At 74.7% G+C, this 17,694-nt stretch carries 14 protein-coding genes; 8 read left to right on the top strand and 6 right to left on the bottom strand.

The window, feature by feature from the left end; translation table 11 throughout:
- Nucleotides 1-22: 22 nt before the first annotated feature.
- The 3 genes from PLJ28_RS01610 to PLJ28_RS01600 are packed head-to-tail and all read right to left on the bottom strand — an operon-like array spanning nt 23 to nt 3,490.
- Nucleotides 23-1,657: an LCP family protein gene (locus PLJ28_RS01610; RefSeq protein WP_298043259.1), complete on the bottom strand. Its 1,635-nt coding sequence runs from the start codon at nt 1,655-1,657 to the stop codon at nt 23-25.
- Between the two features lie 52 nt (nt 1,658-1,709).
- A complete protein-coding gene (gene purE / locus PLJ28_RS01605) occupies nt 1,710-2,285 on the bottom strand; it encodes a 5-(carboxyamino)imidazole ribonucleotide mutase (RefSeq protein WP_183523858.1) in 576 nt (191 codons plus the stop codon).
- Nucleotides 2,282-3,490: a 5-(carboxyamino)imidazole ribonucleotide synthase gene (locus PLJ28_RS01600; RefSeq protein WP_298043256.1), complete on the bottom strand. Its 1,209-nt coding sequence runs from the start codon at nt 3,488-3,490 to the stop codon at nt 2,282-2,284. Before PLJ28_RS01600 ends, purE begins: the two co-directional genes overlap by 4 nt.
- Nucleotides 3,491-3,691: 201 nt before the next feature.
- Here PLJ28_RS01600 and PLJ28_RS01595 point away from each other — a divergent pair, with 201 nt between their 5' ends.
- Nucleotides 3,692-4,339, top strand: a complete 648-nt coding sequence (locus PLJ28_RS01595; protein ID WP_298043254.1) for a GtrA family protein — start codon at nt 3,692-3,694, stop codon at nt 4,337-4,339.
- 47 nt (nt 4,340-4,386) lie between these two features.
- Here PLJ28_RS01595 and PLJ28_RS01590 read toward each other — a convergent pair whose 3' ends face one another.
- Nucleotides 4,387-5,184, bottom strand: coding sequence for a TIGR03089 family protein (locus tag PLJ28_RS01590; protein WP_298043252.1), 798 nt, complete (start codon nt 5,182-5,184; stop codon nt 4,387-4,389).
- Between the two features lie 408 nt (nt 5,185-5,592).
- On the opposite strand from PLJ28_RS01590, the gene PLJ28_RS01585 reads away from it, so the two are divergent.
- From PLJ28_RS01585 to PLJ28_RS01575, 3 genes are all read left to right on the top strand, one after another.
- Nucleotides 5,593-6,168, top strand: a complete 576-nt coding sequence (locus PLJ28_RS01585) for a WhiB family transcriptional regulator (RefSeq protein WP_183523870.1) — start codon at nt 5,593-5,595, stop codon at nt 6,166-6,168.
- Between the two features lie 71 nt (nt 6,169-6,239).
- The gene (locus PLJ28_RS01580; RefSeq protein WP_298043249.1) at nt 6,240-9,647 is read left to right on the top strand and encodes a glycosyltransferase; all 3,408 of its coding nucleotides are present in this window, start codon (nt 6,240-6,242) and stop codon (nt 9,645-9,647) included.
- Nucleotides 9,644-11,377 carry a DUF5719 family protein gene (locus PLJ28_RS01575; protein WP_324589850.1) on the top strand — a complete coding sequence of 578 codons (1,734 nt, stop codon included), beginning with the start codon at nt 9,644-9,646 and terminating at the stop codon, nt 11,375-11,377. Before PLJ28_RS01580 ends, PLJ28_RS01575 begins: the two co-directional genes overlap by 4 nt.
- Before the next feature lie 22 nt (nt 11,378-11,399).
- On the opposite strand, the gene PLJ28_RS01570 is transcribed toward PLJ28_RS01575, so the two are convergent.
- Nucleotides 11,400-11,897, bottom strand: a complete 498-nt coding sequence (locus PLJ28_RS01570) for a metallopeptidase family protein (protein WP_141565900.1) — start codon at nt 11,895-11,897, stop codon at nt 11,400-11,402.
- A gap of 133 nt (nt 11,898-12,030) precedes the next feature.
- Between PLJ28_RS01570 and PLJ28_RS01565 the strand changes: the two genes are divergently transcribed.
- Together PLJ28_RS01565 and ahcY are read left to right on the top strand one after the other, a co-directional pair.
- On the top strand, nt 12,031-12,402 hold the full coding sequence (locus PLJ28_RS01565; RefSeq protein WP_370577069.1) for a DUF3499 family protein: 372 nt from the start codon (nt 12,031-12,033) through the stop codon (nt 12,400-12,402).
- Between the two features lie 38 nt (nt 12,403-12,440).
- Entirely contained in the window at nt 12,441-13,994 is a 1,554-nt protein-coding gene (gene ahcY / locus PLJ28_RS01560) for an adenosylhomocysteinase (RefSeq protein WP_010142919.1), read from the top strand.
- A 103-nt stretch (nt 13,995-14,097) separates the two neighbouring features.
- Here ahcY and PLJ28_RS01555 read toward each other — a convergent pair whose 3' ends face one another.
- Nucleotides 14,098-14,901: an RDD family protein gene (locus tag PLJ28_RS01555; RefSeq protein WP_255459387.1), complete on the bottom strand. Its 804-nt coding sequence runs from the start codon at nt 14,899-14,901 to the stop codon at nt 14,098-14,100.
- Nucleotides 14,902-14,969: 68 nt separating this feature from the next.
- On the opposite strand from PLJ28_RS01555, the gene PLJ28_RS01550 reads away from it, so the two are divergent.
- Together PLJ28_RS01550 and PLJ28_RS01545 are read left to right on the top strand one after the other, a co-directional pair.
- A complete protein-coding gene (locus PLJ28_RS01550; RefSeq protein WP_183523882.1) occupies nt 14,970-15,962 on the top strand; it encodes a stage II sporulation protein M in 993 nt (330 codons plus the stop codon).
- 132 nt (nt 15,963-16,094) lie between these two features.
- The gene (locus PLJ28_RS01545; RefSeq protein ID WP_324589849.1) at nt 16,095-17,636 is read left to right on the top strand and encodes a TIGR01906 family membrane protein; all 1,542 of its coding nucleotides are present in this window, start codon (nt 16,095-16,097) and stop codon (nt 17,634-17,636) included.
- The last annotated feature ends 58 nt before the right edge of the window (nt 17,637-17,694 follow it).

The raw sequence follows: 17,694 nt of genomic DNA, 5'->3' as shown, positions 1-17,694 counted from the left end.
GGCGCCGCAGTGCACGGGCCGGCTAGCCGCGGCCGGCCACGCAGAGGTGGTTGGTCTTCGCCGCCTCCTCCAGCAGGCCGGTCTGCCCGGTGTCCTCGAGGTACATCAGCCAGTCCTCGGTGATCGGGTCGCCGTCGGGCTGCGGCGGCGGGGCGGGCCAGTCCTCGGGGTTGTCGCTGTCCGCGCCCTGCGAGTCGATGTTGCCCGTGCCGGCCGTCAGGATCCCGGCGGCGGCGTCCACGAACAGGAACGGGGCGGGCACTGCGCCGGCGGCCTGCGGCGTCCCGTCCTCGGAGAGCATCTCCCCCACGCGCTGGTGGATCAGGTCGAAGTCGGGGAAGGTGGTGAACCGGTCGCCCTGGTCCCCGAAGTCCGGGGCGCCGATGGTCAGCCGGCCCGTGGACTGGGACCGGCCGCTCGAGGCGAGGGACACGAAGGTACCCAGCTGCTGGCCCGGCAGGTCGGTCTCCACGATCTGCTCACCGGCCTCCAGGATGCCCTGGAAGCGCGGGATCAGGGTCTGCGGATTGAACTGGGCCAGCATGGCCGACTGGATGCACTGCTGGCGGCGGATCCGGGAGTAGTCGGTGGAGAAGTGCCGGGAGCGGGCGAACGCCAGGGCCTGCTCGCCGTTGAAGGTGTAGGTCCCCGGCCCCCACCAGGCGTTGCCCCACTGCCCGTCCGGACGGTGCCCGCGGTAGGTGGTCCAGCCGCCGGAGGTCACCGTGACCCCGCCCATGGCGTCGATCAGCTGGGCGAAGCCGGCCATGTCCACCATGGCGTAGGCCTGGACCTCGAGCCCCAGGATGCCCCCGGCGGCGTCCTTCATGGCCTCGGCGCCCGGGTCCTGCGCGCCCGGGTACAGGTCCTGGTGGCTCTGCATCACGTCCACGTAGAGAGCGTTGAGGATGCACTCGTCCCCACAGGAGAAGCCCTCCGGGTAGGCGGACCAGAGCGGGGAGTCCTCGGTGAACCGGGCGTTCTGGAAGTTGCGGGGGATGGAGAAGATGATCGTCCGGCCGGTCTCGGCGTTCACGGAGGCGACGTGGATGGAGTCGGGCCGCAGGCCGATCCGTCCCTCACCCGCGTCCCCGCCCATCAGCAGGACGTTGTAGCGCCCGTCCACCGGCTCGATGGCCTGTCCGGGCGGGAAGATCGAGGTGAGGGTGCTGCGCCCGGCGTTCACCGCCCACGCGCCGTAGCCCAGGGCCCCGGAGGTCACCAGCAGCAGCAGGACCGAGGCGAACGCGATGAGCGGCCGCATGCCCGGGGCCACGAGCCGGAGCCGGAGCAGCCGGAACGTGTCCACCCAGAGCACCGCCCAGCCGATGGCCAGACCGGCCAGCGCCACGATGCACCCCAGCAGGACCCAGGTGTTGGCACCGATCCGGATCAGCAGGTCCCGGTTGACGAAGAACAGCACCAGCGCGACGACGGCCAGCGCCCACACCGTCAGGGTCACCCGCAGCGCGGCCCGGCCGAGACGCCGGTCGCCGGCCACCACCTGGGCGCCGCCGGGCACGAACAGCGTCAGGGCCAGCAGGATCCAGGCCCGCTTGGTGCGCTGCGGGACCGTGCCGGTCTCCGGGGCGCGGACGGGATCCCCACCGCCGGCCGCCGCGCGGGTGGTGCCCTGGGGCTGCGTGTGGGAGGTCATGGCCCGGTGACCTTCACTGCCCGGTCCGGGTGTCCCGTGCCTGCCGGCCGGGTCATGAGCGGTCGGCGGGCGAGGCGGGCTGGTGGTAACCCGGCCGGCCGGCCAGCGACTCACGGAGCCGGCCACCCTTGGCGGTGGCGGTCTCCCTGAGCTCGTCCGCGAAACGGATCAACTGCCCGCGCAGCCGGACCGCCTCCTCGTCCGTGCCGGCGGCGAGGATGCGGGCGGCCAGCAGCCCGGCGTTCCGGGCACCGCCGATGGACACGGTGGCCACCGGGACCCCGGCGGGCATCTGCACGATGGACAGCAGCGAGTCCATCCCGTCCAGCGTCTTCAGCGGCACCGGGACGCCGATGACCGGCAGCGGCGTGGTGGAGGCGATCATCCCGGGAAGGTGGGCGGCGCCGCCCGCGCCGGCGATGACCACCCGGATCCCGCGCTCGTGGGCCGCGGTCCCGAAGGCCACCATCTCGTGCGGCATGCGGTGGGCGGAGACGACGTCGGCCTCGTAGGGGATGCCGAATTCCTCCAGGGCCTCGGCGGCGGCCTGCATGACCGGCCAGTCCGAGTCCGATCCCATGACCACGGCCACCCGGGCCGGGGACGGGGTGTGCGGGGTGCCGGTCATGACTGCTCCTGGAGGTCGTCGGCGGCCGCGGTGCGCGGCTCGTTCTGGGCGCGGTGGCCGTCGCGGATGATCGCGGCGGCGCTCTCCGCGGCCTCTCGGGCCGCAGCGAGGTCCTCCGCCAGGGGGGCGACGACGTTCACGTGCCCGATCTTGCGGCCCGGGCGGACGGACTTGCCGTAGGCATGGATCTTCGCCTCCGGGTGGGCGGCCATGGCGGCGGGGAAGGCCGAGTACAGGTCCTCGTTGGCGCCGCCGAGGTAGTTCTTCATCACGGTGTAGGCCCCGAGGGTGTCCGTGGCGCCCAGGGGCAGGTCCAGCACCGCCCGGACGTGCTGTTCGAACTGGCCGGTGACGGCGCCGTCCATGGTCCAGTGGCCGGAGTTGTGCGGGCGCATCGCCAGCTCGTTGACCATGAATCCCGGACCGATCCCCGGGGTCTCGAACAGCTCGACCGCCAGCATGCCGGTCACGCCGAGCCCCTCGGCCAGGGTGACTGCGGCCTCCTCGGCGGCCTGGGCGGTGCGGGGGTCGATCCCCGGTGCCGGTGCGGTGACGACGTCGCAGATCCCGTCGGTCTGGATGGACTCCACGACGGGATAGGACGCCGTGGTCCCCGAGGGCGTGCGGGCGACCTGTGCCGAGAGCTCCCGGGAGAACTCCACCAGGTCCTCGACGAGCAGGGCCTCGAAGCCGAGCCCGAACCAGTCACGGCAGTCCTCGGCGTCCTCGACGGAGGCCACGACGCGCACGCCCTTGCCGTCGTACCCGCCCCGCGGGGTCTTGAGCACCACCGGGAACTCGACACGGCGCGCGAACCCGATGAGCTCGTCGACGGTGGTCACCGCTGCCCAGGCCGGGTTGGGCAGCCCGAGCCGGTCGCAGGCCTGCCGCATCAGCAGCTTGTCCTGGGCGTGCTGCAGGGCGTCCGGACCCGGTTGCAGGTTCACCCCGGCGGCCTCCAGCGCCCTGAGGTGCTCGGCCGGCACGTGCTCGTGGTCGAACGTCACCACGTCCACGGAGGCGGCGAAGTCACGCAACGTCTCCAGGTCGCGGTAGTCGCCCACGACGCACTCCGCGGCGGTCGTGGCCGAGACGTCGCCCCCCTCGGCCAGGACCCTCAGGCGAACGCCCAGGGCCGTGGCGGCAGGAGCCATCATCCGGGCCAGCTGTCCGCCGCCCACAACACCGATCACAGGAAAACTCACGGACCAAGGGTACCCACCGCGGCCCGGGCCTCGTCGACGGAACCGTCCGGTTGCCGGACTTGTCAGGAAACCGGCAGGAAAGCGTTCTACACTCGGCAGGTACATTTCCGGCGGGCCGCGTCCTGCCCCGTCCGGCGGAGCCGCGACCGTCCTGCCCAGGACCCGTCCGGCCTCACCCACCGAAGGAGTCTGCCCACGCCCATGTTCAGCAACCTGTGGCAACGTCTCGTGGCCCTGGTCGCCATGCTGTGGCGGGAGGTCGCCAAGTTCGGGGCCGTCGGAGCCGCTGCCTTCGTGGTGGACTCCGTGGTCTTCCTCTGGCTGATGGCCGGCCCGATGGAGGGCAGCAACGTCAAGTCCAAGGTCGTGGCCAGCGTGGTGGCCACGGTCTTCTCCTACGCGGCGAACCGCTTCTGGACCTTCCGGCACCGCCGGCAGAGCAACGTGATGCGCGAGTTCGTGCTGTTCGCCATCATGAACGTGATCGGCATGGGGATCGCCGCCGCCTGCGTCTTCGTGGCGCAGTACTGGCTGGGCGTCACCTCCACCACCGGGATCTTCATCGCCGGCAGCGTGGTCGGCCTGATCCTCGGGACCATCTTCCGGTTCTTCGCCTACCGGTTCTGGGTCTTCACCGAGGAGCTGGACGCGGACCCGCAGTTCGCCCACGACCGCGAGCGGCTCACGGGGCAGGTGCCCGTCATCCACACCCAGGACACCCCGGCCAGGCACCGCACCGGGCGGGACTCCGAGGACGCCGCGCCGCCGGCCTCGGCACGCACCCCCGCCGAGGCCGGCCCCCCGGCCACCGGGACCGCGGCTCCCGGACGCACCGACGCGGTCGACTGACCGCCCCGCCGTGCGCGCGGGCCGGGCCCACGGGGCCCGCTCCGGCCTCAGCCCGGTGCCTGCCCCTCCGGCCCCTCCACCACGTCCACCACGTCGCCCAGCCGCTCGGCCGCGATGATGCCGGCCGAGGCGTCGTCGCCGGCGTGACCGGTGGGCACCAGCACCACCGGCAGGCCCGCGGCCCAGGCCTGCAGGACGGCGCCCGCCAGGCCACGGTGCAGGCGTCGGCCACTCGCCGCCACCACGAGCCCCCGGTCCCGCCGGAGCCAGCGCACGGAGGGGTCCGCGTCCCGGGCCGGCCGGCCGGTGCCGTCCGTCTCGTCCGTTCCCGTGAGGCCAGGGGCGTCGGCCCAGTCCCGGGCCTGTGCGGCCAGGTCGCCGGACGGCACCGGCAGGGGGCAGCGATCGCCCTGCACGCGCACCTCGGCGGTGAAGTCCAGCGCGTGGTCCGGCAACCCGTCGTCCCCCGGGGCCACCGCCCAGAGCTCGGCCGGGGAGCCGGCCCAGGCCGAGGGGGCGTCGGTGACCACCAGGTCGGCGTCCGTCGCGGAGTCGCCGGCGGTGAACACCACGTCCACGCCGGCCCGCGCCGTACCCAGCAGCAGGGCCAGCGGCTGCCAGCCGACCGGCAGGTCCACGGCGACCGTCGACCCGGTCCCCAGCCCCTCGGCGTCGAGCAGGTTCGCGGTCTTGGCCGCCCAGTTCGCCAGCACCCGCCCGGACAGCTCCACCCGGTCCTCACCCGCGGCGTAGTCCACCACGGCGGGCCGGGGCGAGGCGGCCACCGCCTCGAACCAGTCGGCCGGTCCGCGGCCGGTGCGGTCAGGTGTTCCCAGGTTGACCATGGTGCGATGTCCTCTCACGTCAGGGGCCCGTCTGCGCGTTCCCGCCCCGCCCACCCTAGAGTGGTCCGGACGGCTCGAGACGACACGCCGGTCGGGCCGGTGGCAGCGGCGGCGTGTCGGTACAGCCTGCGCCGTCCGCTCTCTGACATTGTCTCGTCCCGGTTTGACGAACGGCGAGTTACACGGATGTAATTCACTGCAGAACGGTCACGGTGACCCCGGCGCTTCCCACCGCTCACCACTGACCTCCGTTGTGTTCGGGCCACATCCCGCGTGGGATGGGTCGGGCGTGTGCCCCGGTTCCCGCGGAGGAGGTGGTCGGTTGGCGCGCCCCGAGCCCGTGCCCACGCCACCAGCGCCGGAGATCCCGGTTCGGAGGCCAGCAGCGTGAGAACGGGGAGGAATCGCATGGAGAATGCCCAGCAGGTCCAGAGGATCCAGCAGAACGGCAGTGTCAGGGCACTGGAGGGCACGCACCCCGGACGGGCAGTCCCCGCCGACTGGTTCCTGGACCCGGCGGACCCGGACGCCGCACGCCGGCTGCAGGAGGATCAGTCCCTCGAGGACCAGGCCACGGCCTTCCTGGCCGAGCACGACGGGACCGAGGACCCGGACGCCGGGCAGGGGCACGCCACCGTCACGGCCCTGCATCCCGGAGGCCCGGCGCCGGAGCGCGCCGACCGGACCCCGGGCAGCGCGGGGGCGGACCGTCCGGTGGCCTGGCTGGGCCTGCCCGGCTTCGCCGACCCCCGGGACGTCGACGGCGAGCTGGCCTGGCAGGTGGACGCCCTGTGCGCGCAGACCGACCCCGAGGCCTTCTTCCCCGAGAAGGGCGGCTCCACGCGGGACGCCAAGAAGGTCTGCAGCGCCTGCACCGTGCGCAGCGAGTGCCTGGAGTACGCCCTGGGCAACGACGAGCGCTTCGGCATCTGGGGCGGACTCTCGGAGCGGGAGAGGCGACGCCTGCGGAAGCGGTCGGTCTGATCCCCTCTCCTGCCACCCTCCCGGCCCACGTCGCCGGGGGTGAGCGCACCGACCCGTACGTCACCGCCGCGGTGGTCGTCGACCGCCGGCCGGACCTGGCCGCGGACGCCGTCCGCTCCCTGCTGGACCAGGACCGCGCCCCGGACGGCATCGTCGTCGTCCTCGCGCGCGAGGCGGACGACGACCTGAGGGAGGCGCTCTCCCGCATGGCCGACGACGCCGGCCGGGCCGTCCGGTTCATCCAGTCACCCGTCACCCGGCTCGCCGACCGGCTCGCGCTCCCCGGCTCCCCGGGGGACGCCGGGCCCGGCGGCGCCGAGCACTGGCTGTGGTGGCTGCACGACGACGCCCGGGCCGCCCCCGACGCCCTGCGCCGGCTGCTGACGGCCGTGGAGACCTCCCCCTCCGTGGCGATCGCCGGGTGCAAGCAGGTCGAGCCGGGCCGGCCCCGCCACCTGCTCGACGTCGGCCTGGCGGTCACCGGCGCCGGCGAGCCGGTCAGCCTGATCGAGCCCGGCGAGCTGGACCAGGGCCAGTACGACGGGCGCACCGACGTCTTCGCGGTCTCCGCCCCGGGACTGCTGGTCCGCGCGGACGTGTGGACCGCACTGGGCGGGCTGGACCCCGAGGGGCCGGCCCCCGCGGCCGCCGTCGACCTCTGCTGGCGCGCCCGTCTCGCCGGGCACCGGGTCGTGGTCGTTCCCGAGGCCGTGGTCGGCCACGACGGCGCGGGAGAGGGCCTGTCCGCCGGCACGGCCGCCGTGCGGGAGTCCTCGCTCTGGCTGCGCCTCAAGCACGCCCGGCCGCTGGCCCTGCCGTTCCTCTGGGTGGGGGGACTGCTCGCCGGACTCGGCGGATTCCTCGCCGCCCTGCTCGCCAAGGAGCCCGGCCGGGGTGCCGCCCACCTGAACGGGACCGTGCGCACCCTCGTCCGCCCGGGCTCGCTGGCCCGGTCCAGGCGACAGGCCCGGCGTACCCGGCGGGCGCCGCGGTCCGTCGTCGACCCGTTGCGGGCCGACCGACACGAGGTCCGCTCCTACCGGCGCAGCCTCGTCGACCTCGAGGCGCCCGACGAGGTCATCGGGGACGGCACCGGGTCCACCGGCACCGGGACCGAGGCGACCGGCGACCACGACGACTTCACCGCCCTGGCGACCCCCGAACGTGCCTGGGTGGGAACGGGCCTGGTGTTCGCCCTGTTGCTGCTCGGGGGACTGAGCCTCTTCGGCCTGCGCCACCTCCTGGGTGCCGAGGCCCTGTCCGGGGGCTCCCTGCTGCCCCTGTCCGGGGCGCCGGCCGACGTGTGGCACCACGCCACCGCCGACTGGTCCGCTGCCGGGGCCGGGGCCTCCGTGCAGCCCGGCCCCTTCGGCCTGGTCCTGGCCGTGCTCGGGGCGACCGGTCACGGTTCGGCGGTCCTGGTCTGGCTGACGATCCTGGCCATGCCGCTGGCGGCCCTCGGTGCCTGGGCAGCGGCCGGCGCCGTGGACCGTGGCCGGGCCGCCCGCCTGCTGGCCGCCCTGCTGTGGGGACTCTCACCGGCACTGCTGACGGCCTCGGGCCAGGGCAGGCCGGGGGCCCTGCTGGTGCACCTGGCGCTGCCGTGGCTGGCCCTGGCCGTGCTCCGGGCCACCGGCTCCGCCGCCACCCACCGTCCGGACACGGACGGTGTCCCGGCCGACGTCCTGATCCGGCCGGGACACCGCGGCGTGGTCTCCTGGACCGCCTCCGGCTGGACCGCGCTGCTGCTGGCCGTCATCGGTGCGGCGTCCCCCGCGCTGCTGCCGGTCCTCTCCGGGGCCGTACTGGCGCTGGCCGCCGTGCTGCGCCGGCCTGGCCGGACGCTGTGGTGGACCCCGGCTCCGGCGCTGGCCCTGTTCCTGCCCGCCCTGGTGACCCACTGGACGGACCTACGGGCCGTCCTGGGTGATCCCGGCGTCCCCCAGGCGTCAGACCCGGCCCCGGCCTGGCAGCAGCTCCTCGGTTTCCCGGAGGCCTTCGCCCCGGACTCCGGGCTGCGGGCCCTGCCCTGGCTCGACGCCTGGATCCCCGGCTTCCCCTGGGCGCTGACCGCCGCACTCGTGATCGGCCTCCCGGTGCTCGTGCTGGCCGTGGTCGGCGCAGCCCGTCGCGGCCGGGCCGGACAGGTCGCCCGCGCCGCGGCGCTCCTCACCGTGCTCGCCGTCGTGGCCGGTTCGGTGGCCCCCCTGGTCGCCGTCTCCCTGGGAACCGACGGCCGGCTGGTCACCGTGTTCACCGGCCCCTTCACCTCGACCGCCGTGCTCGGGGTCTTGCTCGCGGCGGTCGCGGGCTCCACCGTCCTCGGGGCCCCGGGCGCGGCCCGCCGCACCTGCGCCGCCGTGCTCGCCACCGCCGCGGCCGGTTCCGTCCTGCTCACGGCCGGGCTCTGGGTCATCCCGCGCGCCGTCCCGGCCGAGGCCCTCCAGGCGGCCGGCACCGAGTCACTGGAGCTGCGCTCGGGCGACGGCGAGCCGGATCCGGAGCTGTCCACCCTGGGGACCGGGTCCGCCGTGGTGGCCAGTCCCGTCCGGCTGGTCCCGGCGACCGCCGCGGACCAGGGGACCAGTGCGCTGGCCACCCGCACCGTGGTGCTGGAACGCCGCGCGGAGGAACTGCAGGTCCGCCTCGCCGGGGGCACCGGGCCCACCCTGGACCGGCTCAGCGCCGGGTGGGCGGCCCGGTCGCTGTCCGGCCCGCTCCCGGACCCCCGGGCCGCGACGCCGGACGCCGCGGACGAGGCCCTGCGCAGCCTGGCGGCCGGTCTGGTCTCCGGCACGACGGCGGACCCGCGCCCGGTGCTGGAGTCCTTCGGCGCGGCCTTCGTCGTGCTGAGGGACACGGACGGCGGGGAGCTCGGCACCGCGGCCTCCATCGACGCGGTCCCCGGCCTGGCCCCGGTGGGCCTGACCGACTCCGGCTGGCTGTGGCGGGTGATCCCGTCCCGGGACGGCGGCATCCCGGTGGCCGGTGACCACGGACTGCAGGACCGGATGGGGTTCACCACGGCGCGCGTCCGACTGGAGGACGCCGCGGGGAACACCACCCACCTGGTGGCCCGCGACGGGGACCGGGTGGACACCCGGATCGCCACGGCGACCGCCGCGCGCGAGGGCGAGGAGGCCGAGGGCGGCCGGCGCCTCGTGCTGGCCGAGCGGGCCGACCCTGGCTGGCGGGCGACCCTCGACGGGGCACCCCTGGAACCGGTGGCCGTGACCGGTGGCGACTGGGCCCAGGCCTTCGAGCTGCCCGCCGGCGGCGGACGGCTCCAGGTGTGGCACGAGCCGTCCGGCGGGAGCTGGACCTGGTGGATCGGCGGTGCACTGCTCGTGCTCGCCGTCCTGCTCGCCATCCCGTCCCCGGTGCGCCGCACCGACGCCCGCGCCGATGCCCACGCCGGGACGCGCGAACGGCCCGGCGGGGGACACCGCGGGCCACGCGAGGGGACGGTCCGGCGATGAACGCCTTCCAGCACCTGCACCGGCCGGACGACGAGCCGGTGAGCAGGGGACAGCGCAAGACACAGCAGGCCGCCGCCGCGCGAGACCAGCGGCGCCAGGCCGCCCTGCACGCGCACGAACGCGGACTGGGCCGGCGGGGGCGGGTGTCCGCCGGGGTGGCCGGGGCGGGCGTCGTGCTCCTGGTGGCCGGCGCGGTGGCGCTGGGCAGCCTGGCGGCCCCGGTTGCGCCCGCGGTCGACGGGACGGCAGCGCCCGCCCGGCTCTCCGCGGCCCCCGCGCAGGGCGTGTGCCCGCCGCCTCCGCGACTGGCCCGGGGCGCCGGGGACGGGACGGACACCCAGTTCAGTCCCGTCTCCACCACGGCCGACTCGAGCCTGACCTCCGTCCTGCTGTCCAACCTGGCCGGCCGGTTCCCGGGCAGCACCCTGCGTCCCCTGGTGCCGGGTGCGAGTGCCGGGGACGGCCAGGAGACCCGGCGGCTCACCCCGCGCCAGCCCGAGCGGGTCCAGCAGGGTGAGCCGGCCACGGCCGGGCCGGACGGCGTCCCGGTCCGCGAGGCCAGCGTCGAGGCGCTCGGGGGAGCAGACGGCGAGGCGGCCGCCGTCGCGGTCGAACCGCTGGGCGGGCAGCCCGCCGGGGCGGACACCGTCTCGGCGTACTCCGCCGCGGACGGGGACCTGGCCGGCACGGACGCCACCTCCTGCATCCCCCCGGCCCACGAGCACTGGCTGACGGGGGCGGCGACGACGGTGGGGACCACCGCCGTCCTCGTCCTGTCCAACCCCTCCGCGAGCGCCAGCACGGTCGACCTGAGCCTGTACGGCGCCGAGGGGCCCGTGGAGGCGGCCGGCACGGCGGGCATCGTCCTGGCCCCGGGGCAGACCCGTTCCCTGGTGCTGGGCGGCCTGGCCCCCGGCGAGCAGCACCTAGCCGTGCGGGTCAGTGCCCAGGGCGGGGCCGTGGGCGCCTTCATCCAGCAGAACCGCTTGTTCGGCCTCGTCCCGGGCGGGGTGGACGTGATCCAGCCGACGGCGGCGCCCGCGCCCCGGACAGTCGTGCCCGGTGTCGCGGTGCCGGGTCCCCGGACGGTACGCGGGATCGCCGGCCAGGACGGTTACGAGGGCGTGGGGCCCGCCGTGACGATCGCCGCCCCCAGCCTCGCGGCGACCGCGGAGGTGTCCGTGAGCGGTCCCGACGGGCCGGCGGAGCTGCCCGGCGGCGGGGTGGTGCGGGTCGGGGCCGGGTCCACGGTGCGGGTGCCGCTGACCGGCCTGGACGCGGGCACGTACACCGTGGCGGTCAGTGCGGACGCGCCCGTGACGGCCAGCGCCCAGGGGCAGAGCGGCACGGCCGGGGGGCCGATCGACGTGTCCTCCGTGCCCGCCGTCCGTCCCCTGGGGGTGGAACGGGTCGTCGCGCTGCCGTCCTCCGCCACCTCGACCCTGGCGCTCTACGCGGAGCAGGGCGGTGCGGTGGAACTGACGCCCGTGCTCGCCGACGGGAGTCTCGGTGAGCCGACCGTGCGGCGGATCGGTCCGGCGACCACGCGGACCGTGTCGGCCGCGGGACTGGCGGACACGGGCGACACCGTGTCCGGTGTCCTGCTGGCCACGGTGCAGGGCGAGGTCCACGCCGGGGTCTCGGTCCGGACCGCCCAGGGGATCTCGGCCTATCCGGTGACGCCGCGCGTCGAGCGGTCCGGCGGGCTGCCGGTGCGGGTCGGGTACTGACCCCCGGCCGGGCCGGCACGGCCTACCAGTGGAAGTCGGGGTCCACGGACTCCGGGGCCACGCCGGTCAGTGCCGCCCACTGCTCCACGACCGCCCCGTAGACGAGGTCGGCCAGCAACGACGGGGCCGGGCACCGGGCCTCGATCGGCCGCCGGTGGATGGTGATCACCACGGTGCCGTCAGGGTCCCGCCGGGTGGTACCGGTGGGGTCCTCGACCAGCTCCGCACCCCAGACCCGGACGAGTTCCAGGCGCTCCTCGAGGCCCTCGGGCACCATGGTGGCGCGGAAGCGCGCCTGCTCCACGGCCGGTCCGCACAGTTCCGCCAGCCGTTCGACGGCCGCGGCCAGGTGGTCGTCGAACCTCTCATTGCGCGTGCGGGACCCGGGCAGCACTCCCGGCAGCAACGGGCCGCGCAGTCCCCGGCCCCGGCGGTCCCGCCGGGCGTGGCGCGCGGGCGGAACACCGGGGACCCCGGTTCCAGCGCCCCCAGTGACCGCAATCGGTTCGAAGGACATCATGACTCGATGCTAGTCCCGCACCGCCCCGGTGTGTACCGGGCACGCCTCCCCACGAGAGCCCGCCGGGGCGGTAGGGTGGTCTGCCGTGGGATCGATACGCCAGTGCTCCAAGACCAGCTGCCGGACGGCGGCCGTGGCGACCCTGACGTACAACTACGCCGACTCCACGGTCGTCCTGGGGCCGATGTCCCGGCTGGCCGAGCCGCACACCTACGACCTGTGCGAGCGTCACGCGCGGACGATGACCGCGCCCAAGGGCTGGGAACTGCTGCGCATCGAGGCGCCGGAGGGCTCCGTCCCGCACCCGCCGCCCGAACCCGACGACCTGCTGGCCCTCGCGCACGCCGTGCGAGAGCCCGCGCCCCGGGAGGACCCCCCGCGGCCCACGGTGCGCCGCGGAACCGGTCCCGACGCCGGCCCCCGGCCGGAACCGCTCAACGGCGAGGCCCCGGCCCGGCCGGGACGGCCCGTGCTGCGCCTGCTGCGTGACTCCGGCGAACGCTAGGCCCGGGCGGGCCCGCTGACTGTTCTAGGCTGGGGAGCATGACTGAGATCCCTGCCGACAGCGCCCCGAGCCCCGCGACCGATCCGGGCTACGCCAACCGCGTCACCGTGCCCGGGGCCACCTTCGACTTCGCCGTCCGCGACCTGTCCCTGGCCGAGGCCGGCCGGCACCAGATCCGCCTGGCCGAGCACGAGATGCCCGGACTGATGGCCCTGCGCGAGGAGTTCGGCGAGGCCCAGCCCCTCAAGGGGGCCCGCATCGCCGGGTCGCTGCACATGACCGTGCAGACCGCCGTGCTGATCGAGACCCTCACCGCCCTCGGCGCCGAGGTCCGCTGGGCGTCCTGCAACATCTTCTCCACCCAGGACGAGGCGGCCGCAGCGGTCGTCGTCGGCAACGGCACCCCCGAGGCCCCGGCCGGGGTGCCCGTCTTCGCCTGGAAGAACGAGACCCTGTCCGACTACTGGTGGACCGCCTCCCAGATCCTCGTCTGGCCCGGCGCGGACCAGGACCCGGAGCTGGGCCCCAACATGATCCTGGACGACGGCGGCGACGCCACCCTGCTGGTGCACAAGGGCGTGGAGTTCGAGGCCGCCGGCGCCGTGCCGAGCCCCACCACGGACGACGCCGAGGAGTACCAGATCATCCTGGAGACCCTGCGCGCCTCCATCCACGAGGACCCGCAGCGCTTCACCAGGATCGCAGCGGGCATCCGCGGCGTCACCGAGGAGACCACCACGGGCGTGCACCGGCTCTACCAGCTGGCCGAGGCCGGCCAGTTGCTGTTCCCGGCCATCAACGTCAACGACGCCGTGACCAAGTCCAAGTTCGACAACAAGTACGGCATCCGTCACTCGCTGCCGGACGGCATCATGCGGGGCACGGACGTGCTGATCGGCGGCAAGACCGCCGTGGTCTGCGGCTACGGGGACGTCGGCAAGGGGGCCGCCGAGGCCTTCCGCGGCCAGGGCGCGCGCGTGGTCGTCACCGAGGTGGACCCGATCAACGCCCTGCAGGCCGCGATGGACGGGTACCAGGTGGTCCGCCTGGACGAGGTCCTGGCCTCCGGTGACATCTTCATCACCACCACCGGTGGCAAGGACATCATCATGGCCCAGGACATGCTGCAGATGAAGGACAAGGCGATCGTCGGCAACGTCGGCCACTTCGACAACGAACTGGACATGGCCGGACTGTCCCGGGTGGACGGCGTGGTCAAGACCGAGATCAAGCCGCAGGTCCACGAGTGGACCTTCGACACCGGCACGGACACCGAGCGCTCGATCATCGTGCTCTCCGAGGGCCGGCTGCTGAACCTGGGCAACGCGACCGGGCACCCGTCCTTCGTCATGAGCGCCTCCTTCACCAACCAGGTGATGGCCCAGATGGAGCTCTTCGCCCGCCACGGCTCGATCACCGGCGAGGAGTACGGCAAGCAGGTCTACGTCCTGCCCAAGGTCCTGGACGAGAAGGTCGCCCGCCTGCACCTGGAGGCCCTCGGCGCGCACCTGACGGAGCTGAGCAAGGACCAGGCCGAGTACCTGGGCGTGGACGTGGCCGGCCCCTACAAGCCGGACCACTACCGCTACTGAGTTCTGTCCTCTCGTTCTGACCCATCACAGGATGGACAAATCCCCCCGGTATGACCGGGGGATGTGTCCATCCTGACGGGTTTTTCCAGGATATGGTCGGCGGTCAGGCGTAGGGCAGCGAGCGCATGCGCCCGGCGGCTGCCTCGGTGGCCCGCTGTTGCCGGGTGAGCCGGGCGTAGTCCCGGTTGCGCCGCTCGGCCATCACGGCCAGCAGGAACTCCTCCATGGTGGCGCCGGCGGGCGGTCCCGGGGCCACGAAGGGCGCCACCCGGGCCGCCAGCCGGACGGCCGTGGCGTTCCGGGTGATCGGGGGGACCCGGTCCGCGGCGCGCAGGAACTGGGCCACGGAGGCGGCCAGGGCATCCGGGATGCGCCCGACGTCGGCCACGGCCGCCCAGCCCGTCATCGTCCCGGGCACCCCGGGCAGGGGTGCCGGCACGCGTGGCCGTCGCTCGGTGACCACCCGGGTACCGGCCACCATGTCCGCCAGCCGCTTGCCCCGCTCGTTGAACAGCGAGGCCAGCACCGCCACCGAACCGAAGGTCATCCACAGTTCGAACACGCCCAGCAGGACGCGGACCAGGACGTGCCGCAACCGGACCGCGCCGCCGTCGTCCCGGACCACCCGCAGGCCGAAGGCGAGCTTGCCGGGGGAGCGGCCCCGGCTGACGGTCTCCCACGCCAGGGGCAGGCCGACCAGGCAGGCCACCACCAGGGTGAGGACCGTGGCCTGGGCGGCCGCGGGGTCGAGCCCCTCGCCGACGGTGGCCGCCAGGGCCCATGCGGACAGCGCGAAGGCCCCGGCGATCACCAGGCCGTCCAGCAGTGCGCCGCCGGCGCGCACCACGAACGAGGCCGGCCGCACCTGCAGGACCACGGCCTCACCGGTCACCACCGTGGTCATCATGCGTCCTCCCTCGTCGGGCCCTGCGGAGCGGGCCTCGGGCCAGCGTAGCCGCCGGTACCCTGAGGACCGTGGACCTGGACGCCTACACCGCCGTGCACCGCTCCCTGTGGGAGCGTCTCGACGCGTTGGCCAGGACCCGCCGGCTCGACGCCGGGCAGGCCGACGAGCTGCTCGAGCTCTACGGCCGGGCCTCGGCCCACCTGGCCGTGGTGCAGGCCCACGACCCGGACGGCCCCCAGGCGGTCGGGCTGTCCATGGTCCTGTCCCGGGCCCGCAACCGCATCACGGGTGCCCCGTCCAACGCGGCGGCCGGGCTCTCCCGCTTCTTCGTGGAGCAGTTGCCCGCGGCGTTCTACCGGATCCGCTGGCTGACCGTGGTCCTCGGGGCCCTGTTCTGCCTGGTGGCGGCCTGGTTCGGCCTCTGGGTGGCGCAGGAGCCGCAGGTGCTGGCCGCGCTGGGCAGCGAGGACCAGGTGCGCGAGTACGCCGAGGAGCGGTTCACCGGGTACTACTCCGAGAACCCGGCCGCGTCCTTCGCCGGCCAGGTCTGGACGAACAACGCCTGGATCGCCGCCCAGGAGGTGGCCTTCGGCATCACCGGCTACTTCGTGCCCTACGTCCTGTTCCTCAACGCCCAGGGCGTGGGGATCTCCGGTGGGGTGATGGCCGCCCACGGCGAACTGGACACCTTCTTCCTGTACATCCTTCCGCACGGGTTCATGGAGCTGACGGCCATCTTCATCGCCGGGGCGGCAGGCCTGCGGATCTTCTGGGCCTGGGTCGCCCCGGGCCAGCGGACCAGGCTGGACTCCCTGGCCGCGGAGGGCCGGTCCCTGATGACCGTGGCCGTCGGCCTGGTGCTCGTGCTGGCCGTCTCCGGGGTGGTCGAGGGATTCGTGACGCCCTCGGCGCTGCCCCACTGGCTGCGCCTGGGGCTGGGGGCCGCGGTGCTCGCCGCGTACTGGACCTACACGCTCGTGCTTGGCCGCCGCGCGGTGCGTGCCGGGGCCACCGGGGACCTCGAGGCCCACGACGCCGGCGCCCGCCGGCTCACCGCCTGAGTGCGGCCCCGCCGACGCCGGGAGGAGAGGGGATCGTGCCCGGTCGCGGTGCGCCCCCGACGGCTGGGGTCCGGACGACACTAGGCTCGGTGCCGAGGTCAGGCGACAGCGCAACGAGCGGGAGGCAACACCATGGCACGCACGAGTCCGGGCGGGGACAGCCGGGAGGACCGGGACACCGTCGACGACTGGGGTGGCACCCGCGGGGAGGACCTGGAGGCGCCGCAGTTCGAGAGCGGCCTGGACTACGCAGCGTACGTCGAGGACGATGCCGCCGACGGGACCGAAGGGACCGAAGGGAGCGGCGGGAGCGGCGGGAGCGGCGAGGCCGCGTCCGGGACCGCGGACGGAGCCGCTCAGGCCACGCCCGGCGCCGGGGCCGTCGGCAGCACCGTCGCGGGCCCGGACGGGGTGCGTCCCCGCGAGGCCGAGCACTCCACGGACGAGATCCCGGCGTCCGCCGCCCGGGATGCCCGGGGGGATGCCGGGCGGGATGCCGGGTGGAGCGCCGACCGGGGCTCCGACACCGAGGTCCTGTCCGGTCTCGACCGGCGCGCGACCGCCCAGGCCGAGGCTGGCACCCAGCCCACCCAGTCGATCGACCGCAGTGAACTGGAGCGCCTGGCCGCCGGCGACGGTGCCGGGATCGGCGCGGCAGGAGCGGTAGGAGCGGTAGGAGCGGCAGGCGCGGCACGGGACACGGACCGGGACCTGCCGGGTGCCCGTGCCCGGGGCGCGGAGGCCGACGTGGTGACCGCCACCGCCCGGCCGGAGCCGGAACCCCAGCCCGCGAGTGCCTGGTCCGGTGGCCCGGGTGGCCTGCCGGCACCGGTGGCGGGGCACCCCCGCGGCCCTGCCGCCGGGCCGGCCACGCGGGATCCAGAGGAGAACCGCCGTGAGCTGCGCGACGCGGAGGCCCGCGCCGCCGCCCGCGACGAGGCGCTGAAGGGGTCCCCGACGGGACCGCGGGTGATGCAGGTGCTGCTGGCGGTCTTCTTCCCGGTGGTGGTGCTCATCGCCGCCGTGAGGCTCGTCGCCTCGCCGGTGTTCCTGTGGATCGAGTACCACCGCCCGGGCTTCCCGGACGACCCGTACGGCTTCACCACCGACGACCGGCTCACCTACGGGTCCGCGGGCATGGACTACCTGTTCAACGCCGCGCCGGAGCGCTACCTCGGGGACCTCCAGCACGACGGGTCGGCGCTGTTCACGGGCACCGAGGTCTCCCACATGACGGACGTCAAGCTCGTCATGCTCATCACGATGGGCGTGGGCCTGCTGCTGGGCCTGCTGTGCCTGCTGTTCATGGTGGCGCTGTCCCGCGCCGCCAAGGGCGGGATCCGCCGTGCCCTGTTCGCCGGGTCCCTGTGGATGCTGGTGGTGCTGATCGCGCTCGGCGTGCTGGCGGTGCTGGGCTGGCAGCAGTTCTTCGCCGCGTTCCACGGCCTGTTCTTCGCCGAGGGCACGTGGACGTTCCTGGCCAGCGACGCGCTGATCCGGCTCTACCCGAACCAGTTCTGGATCGATGCCGGGCTGGCCGTGGGCGTGCTCGTCCTGCTGACCCTGGTCCTCACGCTGGTGTTCACCTGGCCCACCCGGCGGCGCCGGTACGACTCGCGGCTGGCCCAGGAGGACTTGATCCGGCGCCGGAACGACTGGGCGGACGCGGCCTGACCACGCGTCCGCGACGGCGGCCGGGAGCACGGTGCTCCCGGCCGCCGTCGCGTTCCAC

Source organism: Citricoccus sp. (genome assembly GCF_035445025.1).
GTDB lineage: Bacteria > Actinomycetota > Actinomycetes > Actinomycetales > Micrococcaceae > Citricoccus.
This window is presented reverse-complemented; position numbering and strand designations above follow the sequence as displayed.

Bases quoted from the DNA above. Each gene is read 5' to 3' on its own strand.
- purE (WP_183523858.1), bottom strand. From the start codon at position 2,285: ATGACCGGCACCCCGCACACCCCGTCCCCGGCCCGGGTGGCCGTGGTC.
- PLJ28_RS01575 (WP_324589850.1), top strand. From the start codon at position 9,644: ATGAACGCCTTCCAGCACCTGCACCGGCCGGACGACGAGCCGGTGAGC.
- PLJ28_RS01590 (WP_298043252.1), bottom strand. From the start codon at position 5,184: ATGGTCAACCTGGGAACACCTGACCGCACCGGCCGCGGACCGGCCGAC.
- PLJ28_RS01585 (WP_183523870.1), top strand. From the start codon at position 5,593: ATGGAGAATGCCCAGCAGGTCCAGAGGATCCAGCAGAACGGCAGTGTC.
- PLJ28_RS01545 (WP_324589849.1), top strand. From the start codon at position 16,095: ATGGCACGCACGAGTCCGGGCGGGGACAGCCGGGAGGACCGGGACACC.
- PLJ28_RS01595 (WP_298043254.1), top strand. From the start codon at position 3,692: ATGTTCAGCAACCTGTGGCAACGTCTCGTGGCCCTGGTCGCCATGCTG.
- PLJ28_RS01570 (WP_141565900.1), bottom strand. From the start codon at position 11,897: ATGATGTCCTTCGAACCGATTGCGGTCACTGGGGGCGCTGGAACCGGG.
- ahcY (WP_010142919.1), top strand. From the start codon at position 12,441: ATGACTGAGATCCCTGCCGACAGCGCCCCGAGCCCCGCGACCGATCCG.
- PLJ28_RS01555 (WP_255459387.1), bottom strand. From the start codon at position 14,901: ATGATGACCACGGTGGTGACCGGTGAGGCCGTGGTCCTGCAGGTGCGG.
- PLJ28_RS01610 (WP_298043259.1), bottom strand. From the start codon at position 1,657: ATGACCTCCCACACGCAGCCCCAGGGCACCACCCGCGCGGCGGCCGGC.